This is a genomic window from Nocardia farcinica (assembly GCF_001182745.1).
In the GTDB taxonomy this organism is placed as follows: Bacteria; Actinomycetota; Actinomycetes; order Mycobacteriales; family Mycobacteriaceae; genus Nocardia; species Nocardia farcinica.
The window spans coordinates 3,602,288-3,616,779 of sequence record NZ_LN868938.1 but is presented as its reverse complement, the minus strand read 5'-3'; the positions used below and the strand labels follow the sequence as shown (position 1 = coordinate 3,616,779).

Here is a 14,492-nt window from a genome sequence, read left to right as displayed (position 1 = left end):
ATGCTCGGAGTCAGCCGCGATGGTGACGTCGTCACCATCGAACTGCGACGCGAGGAGCGACGCAACGCGCTCAACGAGGAGCTCGTCGGGCGGTTGCGCGAGGCGGTGCTGACGGCCGTCGCGGAGGAGGCGAGGGTGATCGTGCTGACCGGCCGCGGTCCGGTCTTCAGCGCCGGCGCCGATCTGTCGGGTGTCTACTCCGAGTCGTTCCTCGCCGCGCTGATGGACATGCTGCACACCATCGAATCGGCGCCGGTGCCGGTGATCTCGGCGATCCACGGGGCCGCGCTCGGCGCGGGCGTGCAGCTCGCGCTGGCCTCGGACCTGCGGGTACTCGCGCCGGACTCCTACATCGCCATCCCCGCCGCGAAGCTGGGCATCTCGGTGGATCGCTGGACGATGCGCAGGCTGGCGGCCCTGATCGGCGGCGGCCCGGCCCGGACCCTGCTGCTCGGGGCCGAACCGATCTCGGCGAGCGACTGCTACGCCTTCGGTTTCGCCAACCGCATCGGCACCCTGGCGGACGCGCAGGCGTGGGCGAAGTCGATCGCGGAACTGGCGCCGCTGTCGCTGCGGCACATGAAGCTCGTGCTCAACGACGACGGCACCCGCGATCCGGAGACCGTGCAGCAGCGCGAGGCGCTGCAGGCCGCCTGGACCAGCGACGACGCCAAAGAGGGCAGGCTGGCCAGGGAAGAGAAGCGCACCGCGAAGTTCGTGGGGAAATGATGCGCGTCGGCAAACCGCTCCTGCTGGCCGCCGTCGCGGCGGGTGCCGCCTGGGCGGTGCGCGCCGCCTGGGGTATCCCCTCGGCGCTCGGCGCGTCGATGTCGACGATCCGGCCGTCCGCCCGCAGCCTCGCCAACTATCGCGGCGGTCGCTTCCACAACACCGAGCCGAGCGTCCAGTTCGAGACGGGTTCGGTTGCGGCGCTGGTCGTCTCGGCGTGGACCAAACGCAAGGCCGGGCATCCGCGCGGCCCGATCCCGGTGGTGCGGCCCGAAACCCCGGCCGAGCCCGGCGATCTCGCCGTCACCTGGTACGGCCACGCCACCACGCTCGTCGAGGTGGACGGTTACCGGGTGCTCACCGATCCGGTGTGGAGTGAGCGGGTGTCGCCGTCGACCCTGGTCGGCCCGGTCCGGTTGCACCCGGTGCCGGAGCCGCTCTCCGCGCTGCCCGAGCTGGACGCGGTGCTCATCTCCCACGACCACTACGACCACCTCGACAAGGAGACCGTCCGGGCGCTGCTCGCCGCGCAGTCCGCGCCGTTCGTGGTGCCGGTCGGCATCGGTGCGCATCTGCGGCACTGGGGGGTGCCCGAGGACCGGATCGTCGAGTTGGGCTGGGGCGCTTCGGTGTCGATGCAGGCGCTCGGTCGTGCCCGTGACGGTGGTGACCTGGTGCTCACCTGCACCGAGGCCAGGCACTTCTCCGGCCGCGGGCTGGTGCGCAACACCACGCTGTGGGCGTCGTGGTCGATCGTCGGCCCGACCCGGCGGGTGTATTTCGGCGGTGACACCGGCTACACCAAGGCCTTCGCCGAGGCGGGCGCGGCGCTGGGCCCGTTCGACCTCACACTGCTGCCCATCGGCGCCTACGACGAGCACTGGACCGATGTGCACATGAATCCCGAGGAGGCGGTGCGTGCGCACGCCGACCTGTGTGTCGGCGACGCCGGGCACGGCATGCTCGTGCCGATCCACTGGGCCACCTTCAATCTGGCCTTCCACGGGTGGTCGGAGCCGGTGCGCCGGATGGTGTCGGCGGCGCGGGCGGCGGGTACCCGGGTGGCGGTGCCCAAACCGGGCCAGCGGGTGCTGCCCGCGGGCGCGGCGGAACCGGATCCCTGGTGGGAGAATGTAGGTTGACCTGTCGGTTCCTCCCGGCACTTCAGCAGTCGGCGCTTCGGTGGTCGGCACCTCGGTAGTGGAAAGGAACGATGGCGATGAGTTTCGCGGACAACCTCAAGGGCCTGATCGGCAAGGGCAAGGAGGCGGCGGCCAAGAACTCCGACAAGATCAACCAGGCCGTCGACAAGGCGGGCACTTTCCTGGATCAGAAGACCCAGGGCAAGTACTCGGACAAGATCGAGAAGGGTAAGCAGGCCGCCAAGAAGGTGGTCCCGCCCGAGCAGCCCGGGCACAACCCGCACGCATGACCGAACGCGACACCGGCCGGTCCCCGCGGCCGGCCGGCGTCGCGGAGGCCAGGACATGGCGTCGCGCAGAGCGTTCGACGGCGGGGCGGGCAGGCCACCGGTCGAGGTGGAGCTGAGCAACCTCGACAAGGTCCTCTACCCGGCCACCGGAACCACCAAGGGCGAGGTGATCGCCTATTACACGGCCATCGCCGAGGCGATGCTGCCGCACATCGCCGGGCGCCCGGTCACTCGCAAGCGCTGGCCCAACGGTGTCGAGGCGCCGTCCTTCTTCGAGAAGAACCTCGCCGAGCACGCGCCGCCGTGGCTCGAGCGGCGGGTGCTCGAGCATTCCGACCGTCGCGTCGCCTACCCGCTGATCGATTCCGAGGCGGGGCTGGCGTGGATCGGGCAGCAGGCGTCGTTGGAAGTCCATGTGCCGCAATGGCGTTTCGACGGTGCCGCGATGGGCCCGGCGACCCGCATCGTGTTCGATCTCGATCCGGGGCCGGGCGTCGGCCTGCCCGAATGCGCCGAAGTGGCGTTGGCCGTGCGGGACATGATCGAGGGCATCGGCATGCACGCCTTCCCGGTGACCAGCGGCAGCAAGGGCATTCACCTCTACGTGCCGCTGGACCGGGTGCTGAGCCCGGGCGGCGCGTCCACGGTCGCCAAACAGGTGGCGACCAATCTGGAGAAGCTGCGGCCCGACCTGGTGACGGCGACGATGGCCAAGGCGGTGCGCCGCGGCAAGGTGTTTCTCGACTGGAGCCAGAACAATCCGGCCAAGACCACCATCGCCCCCTACTCGTTGCGCGGCCGCGCCGAACCCAACGCCGCCGCCCCGCGCACCTGGGCCGAGATCGAGGACGCCGCCACCCTGCGCCACCTGCGCTTCGACGAGGTCCTCGCGCGCTGGCGCGACGACGGCGACCTGCTCGCCGACCTCGATCCGCCGCTGTCGCGCCGCGGTGCCGACGCCCTGCCCGGTGGGGCCGACGCGCTCGCCAAGTATCGCTCGATGCGCGACCCGGCCCGCACCCCCGAACCGGTGCCCGCCGAACCGCCGAGTCCCGGCGCCGACAACCGCTTCGTCGTCCAGGAACACCACGCCCGCCGCCTGCACTGGGATGTGCGGCTCGAACGCGACGGCGTGCTGGCCTCCTGGGCCGTGCCCAAGGGGCCGCCCACCACCCCGAAACAGAACCGTCTCGCCGTGCACACCGAGGACCATCCCCTCGAATACCTGCACTTCCACGGAGTCATCCCCAAGGGCGAATACGGCGCGGGGGAGATGACCATCTGGGACACCGGCACCTACGAGACCGAGAAATGGCGCGACGACGAGGTGATCGTGCGCTTCCACGGCAGCAAGCTCACCGGCCGCTACGCCCTCATCCAGACCAACGGCAACCAGTGGTTGATGCACCTGATGCGCGAGCAACCGGCGGACGCGGAAACACCGGTGGGCGCGGAAACACCGGTAGGCGCGGAGGGTTCGGGCGGGCCGGCGGTCGACGCCGAGATGCGCGACGAAGCAGGCGACGCCGACTCGGCCGGGGGGCGGCGATCGCGCACGACGGCCGGTGCCGAGGCAGGCCGCCGCGGCGCTACGCCGGTGCCGCGCGGTCTTTCGCCGATGCTGGCGGTCTCCGGTGAGGTCGGGCCGCTCGACGGCGAGCAGTGGTGTTTCGAGACGAAGTGGGACGGGTTCCGGCTGATCGCCGAAATCGACGCCGGCGCGGTGACGCTGCGCAGCCGGGCGGGCAACGTCGTCACCGACCGGTACCCGCGGATCGCCGCGGTGCTCGCCGAGGAACTGGCCGGGCACCGGGCGGTGCTCGACGGCGAGGCGGTGGTGTTCGACGAACACGGCGTCGCGCAGGTCGCCCTGCTGCAAGCCGACCCGGCCCGCGCCGAGTTCGTCGCCTTCGATGTGCTCTACCTGGACGGAACCTCCCTGCTGCGCAAGCGTTTCGCCGACCGGCGGCGGGTGCTGGAGGCGCTCGGCGCGGCCGCACCGTCGCTGCGGGTGCCGCCCGCCCTCGACGGCCCCGGCGCCGAGGCCCTGCGCTACAGCGAGGAACACGGCCTCGAAGGCGTCATCGCGAAACGCTGGGACTCGGTCTATCTGCCCGGCAAGCGCGGCCACTCCTGGGTGAAACAGCGCAACTGGCGAATCCAGCCCGTCGTCGTCGGCGGATACCGGCGCAGCGGCGCCCGCGATTTCAAATCCCTGCTCGTCGGCATCCCGCACGACGGCGAACTCATCTATGTCGGCCGGGTCGGCACCGGATTCGGCGAACAGGACATGACCGCCCTGGCGCGCAGGCTGCGCGGCCTGGAACGCAAGACCAGCCCCTTCGCCAACGCACTCACCGCCGAGGAACGCAAGGAGGCGGTGTGGGTGCGCCCGACGATCACCGGCCGGGTGCGATTCATGAACTGGACCGACACCGGACGGCTCTGGCACCCCGCCTGGCTCGGCGAAGACGAGTGACGGCGACCCGCCGACACCGATCGCCACCTGTTTGCCGACCACCGTTCACGGCCGCTGGGTATGGTGAGCGCGCGTTGTTTTCGATCCGAATACGAGGAGCACAGGGTGGACTTCAAGAACCTGGCCGGCAAGGCGATGGACCTGGCGGCGCAGAACGCCGACAAGGTGGACGCGGTCATCGACAAGGCGGGCGATCTGGTGGACGAGAAGACCGGCGGCAAGTTCGCCGGCCAGGTGGACGCGGCCCAGGACGCCGCGAAGAACGCCATCCGTAAAGAGGGCTGAGCGGGGCTCACGGCCTATACGACGACGCGGCGCGCGCCGACCGAAAAGGGTTGGCGCGCGCCGCGTTCTTGCTTCGGTAGGTAGTCCCCCCAACGCGAGTTTGGTCGTCAGCGGCCCGTCTGATCCATCCACTTCGTGGTGCCTGGCGGTGCCGTCAGGGTGTTGATCAGGTCTATTCCCGCAATAACCAGCGTAGGTCCGCCTACGACAATCGTGCCGATGATGCCGCCGATGGCGGCACCGGCGGGAATGGCGGGCAGCCCGAGGCCTGCCGTTCCGAATGCCAACACGACCCCGACGATCGCCCCGACAATCGTGCCCACGAATCCGCCGATGGCTGTCGCGATCCCGAATTGCGAGCCGAAAGTATCCATCGCCCGCTGGTTCTCCTCCAGCGACGCCACCGGCGTCACCGGAACCGGCCGCGCCTTCGACGCGTCCTTGACGGCGGTCAACTCCAGCACCCGGCCGTCCTCGCGGACCTGGTGCCCGAGCGGGTATTCGAGGCCCGCCTCGCGGAAGGCCAGCGGGAGGGTGACCACGGCGTTGCCCGCGGCGTCCCGGATGTCGACGGTGGCGCCGTTCACCTGGAACGTGCCGCCGGTGAGGGTGGTGACGATCTTGTCGCCGACGAGTTTCGCCTCGTAACCGATGTCCGGGACGGGCGCCGGAGCGGGCTGGGCCTGTGCGGTGCTCGCACCGACGGTGACGGCGGCGAGCAGCGGTACGACGACCGCCGAGAGCTTGCGGAAGAGCATTCGAGGAATCCAATCTTGACGAAGTCGAGCGCGACGAAGGCCCGCGCGGCGAGTAAAGCTCCCCTCGACGCCGCGGCGGACCTCGGATGATCCACGGGACAGCTAAGTCTTCGTAACCCTACTGCCCGCTCCGGAATCCGGAGGGAAAACCCCCACCAATAGGGGCAGTCGGCGCCTTCGGGTTTGTTCTGGCGGGTCTGCCGATCCATCGCAGGAGACTATAGACACAGTTCAGCGCGATATCGGGGAACCGCAGACGAACTCGTGTCGCCGAGGCCGAAAGCGCTGGCCCATGTCCGTTGTGCCCGCCGACCTCGAGTCATGCCGGAACCGAATGGTCTGGTGGCGGTTTCCGGCTGATCGCCCCGCCGGGGGTGAAGCTGGGGTGTCACGCGACCCGCGCCATCCTGGACGGTCTGTGCTGGCTATCGAACAGCAAACAGGCGCGCGGTGGCTCGGGTCAGACGAGCAGGTCGACCACGACGGCACCCGCGCAGGCGAGCAGCACGACCGCCAGCGCCACCGCGTCGCGGCGGGTCGGCGTCGCCGGATGAGCGGTCAACTCACCGGTGCCGCCGCGCGCGGTGATCGCCTCGCCCAGCTCGGTGGCGCGGCGTGAGGCCACCGCCATGGCCGCGGTGAGGATGTCGATGAGCGGGCTGTCGGTGGCCCGGTCGAGCAACCGCTCCTTGGGGCGCAACCTGCGCGCGGCGCGCAGCACCCGGATCTCCTCGAGCAGCAGCGGCAGGCCGCGCAGGGTCAGCGCGACGACCACGGCCCACTCGTCCACCGGCACTTTGAGTTTGCGCAGCGGGGCGCCCAATCGGGCCAGCGCCGGGGCGACTTCACCCATCGGGGTGGTCCAGGCGATCAGGAACGAGGCGGTCACCAGCACGAAACCGAACACCACCACCTGCGCGTACCGCAGCACCGCCGCGCCACCCATCGGCAGGTTGACCAGCGCGCCCGCCGCGATCAGACCCCAGAACCACCACGGCAGCCGCGGCAGCGTGCCCAGCGGCAGCCGGGCAACCACGCCGATCGCGATCAGGAACGCGATCATCACCCCGAGCACCGGCCAACTCGGCCACAACATCAGCAGCAGGCTGATCAGGAACGCCCCGACCATCTTGGTGCCCGCCCACAGCCGGTGGACGGGGCTGTCCACCGGCACCTGACGCAACAGAACCGTGCTCATCGGCCACTCCCGTGTTCGAAGCCCCACGCCCTGCCCCGTCGAGCGGCGCGCGGGCGCAGCGGATCCTCGGTGATCGCGATGCCCTCGGCGGGCGTGGCTTCCTCGGTGCGCACCGGCGCGCCGACCGGTTCCCCCGCGACCAGACGGCCCTCGCGCAGGTGCACGGTGCGGTCGCAGACCGCGGACATGTCCTCGACGTCGTGGGAGATGACGATCAGCGTGAGCCCGGAATCACGCAGCCGGGCAAGCAGTTCCACGATGTCGGCGCGGCCCTTGGGGTCCAGCCCGGCCAGTGGCTCGTCGAGCACCACGACCTGCGGTCGACTCGCCACGATCGCGGCGAGCACCACCCGCCTGGCCTGCCCACCGCTCAGTTCCTCGATGGAGCGCGCCGCGAGCGCGCGATCCAGGCCGACCGCGTCGAGTGCCCGCCCGACCGCGCCCGAGCCGGTGGCGCGCCCGCCCCAGTCGGCGATCTCGGCGCCGACCGTCTGCTTCTGCAACTGCAAGCGGGAATGCTGGAAGGCCAGCTCGACCCGCCCGATCTGCCGGGTCACCGGACGGCCGGCCAGCTCGCAGCGGCCCGCGGTCGGTTCGATCAGCCCGGCGATGATCCAGGCCAGCGTCGACTTGCCGGAGCCGTTCCCGCCGACCACGAGCAGTGCCTCACCGCGCCGGACGACCAGGTCGATGCCGTGCAGGGCGGGCGCCTCCCACGGCGTGCCGCGGTTGTAGGTGTGGCGCACGCCGTGCAGTTCCAGCACCGGCGGGCCCATCGCCCGGCGGCGGGTGTCGCGCAGCGGCTGCGGCCAGACCGGCAGCCGGTCGACCATGCGGCCCGCGGCCAGGTGCACCACCCGGTCGGCGGCGGCCGCGTCGGCCTCGTGGTGGGTGACCAGCACGACGGCCATGCCGTGCCGCCGCGGCAGTTCGCGCAGCAGCGCCACCAGTTCGCGGCGGCCCTGCGGATCGATCATCGAGGTGGCCTCGTCGGCGATGAGCAGGGCGGGTCTGCGGGCCATCGCGGCGGCCACGGCCAAGCGCTGCTGCTGCCCGCCGGACAGCGTCGCGGTCTCCCGGTCGCCCATTCCGTCCAGACCGACCTCCCGGAGCAGCGCGGCCACGTCGACCTGGGCGGCGAGTTCGGTCGGCAGACCCCACACCACGTCGTCGGCGACCAGCACGCCCAGGGTCTGGCTCTCCGGCCGTTGCAGCACGAGCGCGGTGCCGCCGAGGTGACCCAGGCCCGCCGAGCCGGGCCGCCGCACCTCCCCGGACGTGGGCGGCAGCCCGGCCAGCAGGCGGGTGAGGGTGGATTTGCCGGAGCCGTTGTGACCGACGACGGCGACGAACTCGCCCGGCGCGACGGTCAGGTCGATCCCGGTCAGCGCGTCGGCGGCCGCGCCAGGATAGCGGAAACCGGCCGCGCGCAACGTCACCGGCAGCGGTCCGATGGGCCGGTCGTCGACCGGAGCGTCCAGGCGATCGCGGCTGGGCAGCCAGGCCAGCCGGTCCAGCACCGAACCGAGCACGAACCAGGAACAGACCGCGCTGACCAGGATGCCCACCAGCACCCCGCCGCCCACCCAGGCCCACCACCAGGTGAGCACCGCGTCGGTGGCCGCGTCGACGCCACGGCCCAGTGGCTCCAGTTCCGGCCGGCTCTCGGCCAGTTTGCGCACGCCGCCCGCCGTGTTGCGGATGGTGTCGAACAGCAGATTGCGGGTCTGGGCGAACACCAGCAGCGAGCCGACGGTGAAGGCCGCCCACAGCACACCGGCCGCCAGCGCGGCCACACACACCGTGAGCAGGCCGCGCCCGCTGCGCTTCACCCCGCCGATGATGCCGCCGATCGTGGCGGTGCCGACCACGCCGAGCGCGGGCATCACGCCGGCGGCCACGAACGTGACCAGGGTGGCCGCCACGGTCGCGGTGACCAGCGCCCGCACCCGGTACCGGTGCGCGAGCATGCCCATCGGCACCGCCGCCACCAGTTGCAGCGCCGCCGCGAACGGCACCACCGAGCCCACGGTGACCAAACCGACCGTGACGCCGCCCAGCACCGCACCCGCGGCCAGCTCGATCGGCCGCAGCGGCCCGCGTTCGGGGGGACCGGCGAGAGGGTCGGTCGGCAGATCACTCACGCGACAAGTCTGCCAGGACGATGGCGGTCGGGGCCCAGCCGCGCGCTCGCGCTGGGCTCAGCTCGGTTCGCCGCGGCCCTCCCGGCTGCCGGAATAGGCGAGTTCCCGGACCCGGCCGACCACCTCGGGCAGCATGCGGACCTCGTCGGGGTGATTGGCCATCGGGTCGAAGAAGTCCGTGCGGTAGTCGCCCGCGTCGGCCGGATGCAGGGTCACCTCCGCGACCCGGCGCGGCGGGCCGGTGAAACCGCGGGCGCTGAGCACGAACGTCGCGGGCCGCTCGCGCAGGTGCGCCGCGAGATCGGCCAGCGCGGGCGACTCGGGCTGGGCCGCGTCCGGCTCGGCGAACAGCCACACCGGTGCGTCGGAGCCGAACCGGTAGGGCAGCAGGCTGCCGTAGCGGGCGCTGCGCCACCCGCGCGCCGGGGTGACGACGAACCGGGTGAGCCGACCGCCGCCGGTGGTGGCCAGCGCCAGGTCGAACGGCTGCTCGTCGCGGTCGAGCACCCGCAGGGCCAGGCCGAGCACGTCGGGCAGGCCCGCGGGCGTGCCGACACCCTTGGACAGCCGCGCCAGCACGGCCCGTTCCCCGGTGCCGAACAGTGGCTCGAACTCGGGTTCGGCATGCAGGCGACCGGAGAGCCGGAGCCCGTTCGGGTGGAAGACGCGGGCGTGCCGCAGGCGTGCGGCTCCCGCGAAGATCTGACGGAAGGGCTGGGTCATGTCGGCCGGGTGCCCGGTCGGCGCCGGGCCAAACGCGACCGCTCAGACCGGTGCCACGCCGAGGAAACCGCCCATCGGCACCGTGCGGAAATGCGTTGTCATGGAGCCGGATTCGTCGAAGACGTGCAGCGCCACCGCCGGGTCGGGCGCGTAGTCCATCACCCGGTGCGGCAACTCCACCTCCCAGGCCCCGCCCAGCACCGAGGCGGTACTCGGCGCGATGAGCAGCGGGCGGCCCGCGAAGGTGGTGGCCGCGGCCGAATGGGCGTGACCGGTGAGCACGGCGCGGATGCGCGGGTCGGCGGCCACCACGTCGGCCAGCCGGTCGGGTTCGGCCAAGGCGATGTCGTCGACGATCGGGCTGTGCAGCCGCGCGGGCGGATGGTGCATGGCCAGCACGATCGGTCCCGCAGCGGGCGCGTCGGCGAGCACCTCGCGCAGCCAGCGGTAGGTGTCCTCCTCGATCCGGCCACCCGGCTCGCCGGGGATCGTGGTGTCGAGCATGATCACCGTCAGCGCGCCGACCCGGTGCACGTGATTGATCGGCGAGTCCGAGGGCTGCTCACCGAGCAGTTCGGTGCGGAAGGCGGCGCGCTCGTCGTGGTTGCCCGGGATCGCCCACACCGGGATGTCGGCCTGCAGGGCCACCCTGGCCTCGGCGTACTGCTCCGGCTTGCCCGACTCGGTGACGTCACCGGTCACCAGGATCGCGTCCGGCCGATGCGCGAGGTCGGCGAGGAAGGCCATCACGCGCTCCACGCGTTCGTTGTTGCGCGCCCCGAGATCGAAATGGGTGTCGCTGACCTGGGCCACCAGGATCATCGGCGTTCGCTTTCTCTGCGGAGTCGCGGCATTGCGGCATGGCGTGACTGGCACGCGAGCAGGTGCACGTCACCAGGCTAATTCAGGTCGCGCTCAGGCGTCTGCATGAGGCTCGCCACGCAGCGACTCCGCGGCCCCCGCCAGCAGTTCGCCGGGGTCGGCGCCGGCACCGAGCGGCGTCCAGAAGCCGGCATCCGGCGGGGCGGTGAGGTCCAGTTCCGGCGGGGTGCGCCACGGCGCGTCGAGGACCAGCCGCCACGAGTGCAGGTGGGCGCGCGGGTGGGCGGCGCTCTTGTCGAACAGCGGATCGCCGACGATGGCGTGCCCGATCCAGGCCAGATGCACGCGGATCTGATGCCTGCGCCCGGTCACCGGCCGTAGCGCGAGCACCGTCCGGTCGGCCGTGCGGGCCAGGGTCACGAACTCGGTGCGGGAGGGGTAGTTCTTCACCGCGAGCAGATCGGCGTCGTCGACGAACCAGCGCCCGTCCTCGGCGCGGATCGACTCCCGCGGCGCCGCGATCCGCACCCGGTTCTTGCGTCCCACGCTCAACGGCAGTTCGATCACGCCGCGATCGGGCAACCCGCCGCCCGCCACCACCGCCAGATACGCCTTCTCGGCGGTGCGCTTGGTGAACTGGCGGGTGAGCGTGCCGTGCGCGGCCAGATCCTTCGCCAGCAGCACCAGCCCCGAGGTGACCTTGTCGATGCGGTGCACCGGAAAGAGCCGTTCGCCCGCCCCGGCGGCCAGCTCCACGATGTCGGTGTCGTGGCGTTCCCCGGTCACCGAGATACCCGCGGGCTTGTTCAACGCCAACACCGCGTCGTCCTCGGCGAGCAGACAGCGCTCCCGCAGCCGTGACCAGTCCGTATCCACGCCACGACCTTACGGCCGCCCCCGCGCACTACCGCCTCCGGCCGCTGACCCGCTCAGGCGGTGTCGGATTTCGCCTGAGCGGGGCGGCCTGCGTGGTGACGCTGCGCTGCCGCCTCCGGCCGCTGACCCGCTCAGGCGCGGCGCAAGAGGTGGGGGCGTAGCCGGTTGAAACCGCGCACCCGCACGCTGCGCAGGTGCCGCACCCGGAATTCCTTCTCGTCGGCGAGTTCGGCGGCCGCGCCGTCGTCGATGAGCACAGTGCCGGGCCGGGCGACGCCGGTGAGCCGGGAAGCGATGTTCACCACCGACCCGTACAGATCCCCGAACCGCTGCAACACCGGCCCGTAGGCGACGGCGACCCGCAGCTCCGGGCTGCCGCCGACCATCATCGTCGACTCCTGGATCGCCAGCGCGATGCGCGCGGCGTCGGCGGCCGTGTCGGCGGCGAACATCACCTCGTCACCGACGTTCTTGATCACCCAGCCGTTGTTCTCGGTGATGGCGGCCGTGGTGGTCGACTCGAAGGCGTCCAGCAGCGTGGACAGCTCGTCCGGGTGCAGATGCCTGGTCAACCGGGTGTAACCGACCATGTCGGCGAATCCGACCGCCAGCTCCCGCGTCGAATCCTCACCCGGCGCCGCGCCGTCGAGCGAGCGGGCCAGCGCGGCGGCCAGGTGCCTACGCCAGGCGTAGCTCTGCAAATCCTCGACCGCCGAGATCGTCTCCTCGGTGGCGCGGCGGGCGCTGACCGCCGGATCCTCGTCGGACTCGGCGATGCGGGTCGCGATCTCGGCGAGCACCAGGTCGGCCTGCCATTCCGCCAACCGCGCCATCGCCTGGCCGATGGTGCGTGCGGCCGAGGACTGCCTGCGCAGATCGGCGTCGGTCACCACGCGCAGCGAGCGGAACTCGCGCACCGCCCGCACGTCGGCGTCGGTGAAGTCGACCGATTCGTCCGGGCTGGCCGGGAAGCCGAGCGCCGTCCACAGCCGCCGCGTCACCTCCGCGGAAACACCGGAGCGCTCGGCGACCTCGGTTCTGCTGAAGGCGCGTTCGCCCCCGAGCAGATGGGACTCGATCACCGATTCGACCAATTCGGGCAGTTGCGACGACGCCATGCCGCCACCTTACGGCCCGCCGTCGCCCCCGGCGAGAGTCTTCAGTTCGCCACGACGCGCAGGGTTTTCAGCTCCGAATCGGCGGCGTCGGGGATGTTCATCCCCGCTTCGTGCGCCGAGCGCAGATACTCCACCACCGGCCGGTTCAGCAGCTCGCCGGGCAGCGCGGCCGGAATCCCCGGCGGATACGGCGTGATCTGTTCGGCGCAGATCCGTCCCGGTGCCTCCTCGATCGGCACCGTGTCGACCCGGCCGAAGAACGCGTCCCGCGGCAGCATCACCGACTCCAGCTGCAGCTCGTCCGGCTCGGGCAGCCGGATATGGTGCCGCGCGGGCTCCGCCAGCTGTTCCCGCCAGGCCGCCACCGCGTCCACCAGCGTGGTGATCGTCTCGTCGTCGTCGGCCAACGACAGCGTCGCGAGGATCCGCCGGTGATCGGAGAGGCCGACGTCGATGCGGCGGTTCTCGCGCAGCCAGTCCGCGGCCTCGTAGCCGGTGGCGCCGGTACCGGAGATGTCCATCAGCACCTGCAACCGGTCCAGGTCGTGGGAGGCCTCCACGCCGAGCAGTTCGTCCTCCATCACCTCGATGCCCGGGATCTGCGCCAGCTCGGTGCGTGCCCGCCGCGCCACCCGCAACGCCTCGCCGAGCAGTTCGCGCCCGTGCTCGACCATCTGCCTGCGCCAGCCGTCCAGCGCCGTGTAGACCAGCACGTTCGGGCTGGTCGTCATCAGCAGGTCCGCGCACGCGCTCAACCGGGCCGGATCCACCAGGTCACCCTGCAGGTGGAACACCGACCCCTGCTCGAAGCCCGCGCCCATCTTGTGCACACTCACCACGCACAGATCCGCGCCCACATCCATCGCCCACGTCGGCAGGTCGGGATGGAACGGCAGATGCGCGCCCCACGCCTCGTCCACGATCAGCGGTTTGCCCCGCTCGTGACACACCTTCGCGATGCCCTCGATGTCCGCGCACGTCCCGTACGGGCTCGGGCTCACGATCAACGCCCCCGCCGCGTCCGGGTGCCGCTCCCACGCCTCACGCACCTGCTCCGGCGACGGTGGATGCGAAAAGTGCCGCTGCTCATCCCATCTCGGCGTGATCCACCGCGGCTGCACCCCCGCGAAGATCAACCCCGCCACGATCGACTTGTGACTGTCGCGCGGCACCAGCAGCCCGCCGTCCTGCCCGCCCGCGACCGCCATCATCGCCGCCTTCACCGACAGCGAACTGCCGCAGGTGGAGAAGAACGCCGTATCCGCCCCCACCGCGTCGGCCATCAACTTCTCCGCGTCCGACAGATACCCACCCCGCGAGAGCCGATCGTCCAACCCCGCCGAGGCCAGCACGTCCGCCCGGAACGCGTCGGCCCCGATCACCTCCAACACCCGCTCATCGGCCCCCCGCCCCTGCCGATGCCCCGGCGGCGTGAACCCGTACCGCCCGAGCCGGTGATATTCCTCCAACGCCTCGACCAGCGGAGCTCGCGAATGATCCATACCCGGGAATTACCCGGCGACCCACCCGCTAACCGACGGCGTTCGGCAGGTCGTACACCGTCGCCTTGCGCTCGCCGATCCGTATGAGCTTTCCTCGGTCGACCATGCGGCCCAGCAGCCGCGTCGCCTGCTGGGGGGTCAGCAAGCAGAGTTCGGCAGCCTTCCCGCGGGCTGCCGAACGCATGAAGTTCCTCGCCGAAATGCCGCTGCCCGCCCGGCTGGCCTGGCGGTTGCTGGGGCGTCGAGCGTTCGGGAAGGAATACCGGGAGATCTACGGGCAGAATCCGATCTGGTGAACTCGGTCGGCGGGAGGGTCGCGACGACGGTGACGCAGGCCGAACCTCGGATGGCAGGTAGCGGGATCACCACCGAAATCCATGCGCGCGATTCGGCAGCTCATCCAGCCGATGGCCGACGGCAGGACCG

At 71.3% G+C, this 14,492-nt stretch carries 14 protein-coding genes; 6 read left to right on the top strand and 8 right to left on the bottom strand.

Annotated elements, in window-relative coordinates; genetic code table 11:
* The 5 genes from AMO33_RS16840 (at window position 1) to AMO33_RS16820 (ending at window position 4,925) form a co-directional block, all read left to right on the top strand.
* Window positions 1-729 carry an enoyl-CoA hydratase gene (locus AMO33_RS16840; protein WP_060593194.1) on the top strand — a complete coding sequence of 243 codons (729 nt, stop codon included), beginning with the start codon at window positions 1-3 and terminating at the stop codon, window positions 727-729.
* Complete coding sequence (locus tag AMO33_RS16835; RefSeq protein WP_373368892.1) at window positions 726-1,871, top strand: MBL fold metallo-hydrolase; 1,146 nt, start codon at window positions 726-728, stop codon at window positions 1,869-1,871. The genes AMO33_RS16840 and AMO33_RS16835 overlap by 4 nt, the downstream gene beginning before the upstream one ends.
* A gap of 77 nt (window positions 1,872-1,948) precedes the next feature.
* Window positions 1,949-2,161, top strand: coding sequence for an antitoxin (locus AMO33_RS16830; protein ID WP_041560639.1), 213 nt, complete (start codon window positions 1,949-1,951; stop codon window positions 2,159-2,161).
* A 55-nt stretch (window positions 2,162-2,216) separates the two neighbouring features.
* Complete coding sequence (locus AMO33_RS16825) at window positions 2,217-4,640, top strand: ATP-dependent DNA ligase (protein WP_060593192.1); 2,424 nt, start codon at window positions 2,217-2,219, stop codon at window positions 4,638-4,640.
* A gap of 105 nt (window positions 4,641-4,745) precedes the next feature.
* Window positions 4,746-4,925 (top strand): antitoxin, encoded by a 180-nt coding sequence (locus AMO33_RS16820; protein WP_041559826.1) that lies wholly within the window; start codon window positions 4,746-4,748, stop codon window positions 4,923-4,925.
* Window positions 4,926-5,032: 107 nt separating this feature from the next.
* Here AMO33_RS16820 and AMO33_RS16815 read toward each other — a convergent pair whose 3' ends face one another.
* The 8 genes from AMO33_RS16815 to AMO33_RS16780 all read right to left on the bottom strand — a co-directional run bounded on the left by AMO33_RS16815 (window position 5,033) and on the right by AMO33_RS16780 (window position 14,066).
* Complete coding sequence (locus tag AMO33_RS16815; RefSeq protein WP_060593191.1) at window positions 5,033-5,683, bottom strand: hypothetical protein; 651 nt, start codon at window positions 5,681-5,683, stop codon at window positions 5,033-5,035.
* 460 nt (window positions 5,684-6,143) lie between these two features.
* The gene (locus tag AMO33_RS16810; RefSeq protein ID WP_011207212.1) at window positions 6,144-6,881 is read right to left on the bottom strand and encodes an energy-coupling factor transporter transmembrane component T family protein; all 738 of its coding nucleotides are present in this window, start codon (window positions 6,879-6,881) and stop codon (window positions 6,144-6,146) included.
* Window positions 6,878-9,025 (bottom strand): ABC transporter ATP-binding protein, encoded by a 2,148-nt coding sequence (locus tag AMO33_RS16805; protein WP_060593190.1) that lies wholly within the window; start codon window positions 9,023-9,025, stop codon window positions 6,878-6,880. The genes AMO33_RS16810 and AMO33_RS16805 overlap by 4 nt, the downstream gene beginning before the upstream one ends.
* A gap of 57 nt (window positions 9,026-9,082) precedes the next feature.
* Entirely contained in the window at window positions 9,083-9,748 is a 666-nt protein-coding gene (locus tag AMO33_RS16800; protein ID WP_060593189.1) for a hypothetical protein, read from the bottom strand.
* Between the two features lie 42 nt (window positions 9,749-9,790).
* Complete coding sequence (locus AMO33_RS16795) at window positions 9,791-10,570, bottom strand: metallophosphoesterase (protein ID WP_060593188.1); 780 nt, start codon at window positions 10,568-10,570, stop codon at window positions 9,791-9,793.
* A 93-nt stretch (window positions 10,571-10,663) separates the two neighbouring features.
* Window positions 10,664-11,446: an RluA family pseudouridine synthase gene (locus AMO33_RS16790; protein WP_060593187.1), complete on the bottom strand. Its 783-nt coding sequence runs from the start codon at window positions 11,444-11,446 to the stop codon at window positions 10,664-10,666.
* 131 nt (window positions 11,447-11,577) lie between these two features.
* Window positions 11,578-12,564: an adenylate/guanylate cyclase domain-containing protein gene (locus AMO33_RS16785; protein WP_011207216.1), complete on the bottom strand. Its 987-nt coding sequence runs from the start codon at window positions 12,562-12,564 to the stop codon at window positions 11,578-11,580.
* Between the two features lie 41 nt (window positions 12,565-12,605).
* Window positions 12,606-14,066 (bottom strand): aminotransferase class I/II-fold pyridoxal phosphate-dependent enzyme, encoded by a 1,461-nt coding sequence (locus AMO33_RS16780; protein ID WP_060593186.1) that lies wholly within the window; start codon window positions 14,064-14,066, stop codon window positions 12,606-12,608.
* A 104-nt stretch (window positions 14,067-14,170) separates the two neighbouring features.
* Between AMO33_RS16780 and AMO33_RS30400 the strand changes: the two genes are divergently transcribed.
* Window positions 14,171-14,362, top strand: coding sequence for a hypothetical protein (locus AMO33_RS30400; protein WP_174520485.1), 192 nt, complete (start codon window positions 14,171-14,173; stop codon window positions 14,360-14,362).
* Window positions 14,363-14,492 lie beyond the last annotated feature (130 nt).

Bases quoted from the DNA above. Each gene is read 5' to 3' on its own strand.
- AMO33_RS16840 (WP_060593194.1), top strand. From the start codon at position 1: ATGCTCGGAGTCAGCCGCGATGGTGACGTCGTCACCATCGAACTGCGA.
- AMO33_RS16835 (WP_373368892.1), top strand. From the start codon at position 726: ATGATGCGCGTCGGCAAACCGCTCCTGCTGGCCGCCGTCGCGGCGGGT.
- AMO33_RS16830 (WP_041560639.1), top strand. From the start codon at position 1,949: ATGAGTTTCGCGGACAACCTCAAGGGCCTGATCGGCAAGGGCAAGGAG.
- AMO33_RS16825 (WP_060593192.1), top strand. From the start codon at position 2,217: ATGGCGTCGCGCAGAGCGTTCGACGGCGGGGCGGGCAGGCCACCGGTC.
- AMO33_RS16815 (WP_060593191.1), bottom strand. From the start codon at position 5,683: ATGCTCTTCCGCAAGCTCTCGGCGGTCGTCGTACCGCTGCTCGCCGCC.
- AMO33_RS16810 (WP_011207212.1), bottom strand. From the start codon at position 6,881: ATGAGCACGGTTCTGTTGCGTCAGGTGCCGGTGGACAGCCCCGTCCAC.
- AMO33_RS16800 (WP_060593189.1), bottom strand. From the start codon at position 9,748: ATGACCCAGCCCTTCCGTCAGATCTTCGCGGGAGCCGCACGCCTGCGG.
- AMO33_RS16795 (WP_060593188.1), bottom strand. From the start codon at position 10,570: ATGATCCTGGTGGCCCAGGTCAGCGACACCCATTTCGATCTCGGGGCG.
- AMO33_RS16785 (WP_011207216.1), bottom strand. From the start codon at position 12,564: ATGGCGTCGTCGCAACTGCCCGAATTGGTCGAATCGGTGATCGAGTCC.
- AMO33_RS16780 (WP_060593186.1), bottom strand. From the start codon at position 14,066: ATGGATCATTCGCGAGCTCCGCTGGTCGAGGCGTTGGAGGAATATCAC.
- AMO33_RS30400 (WP_174520485.1), top strand. From the start codon at position 14,171: ATGCGGCCCAGCAGCCGCGTCGCCTGCTGGGGGGTCAGCAAGCAGAGT.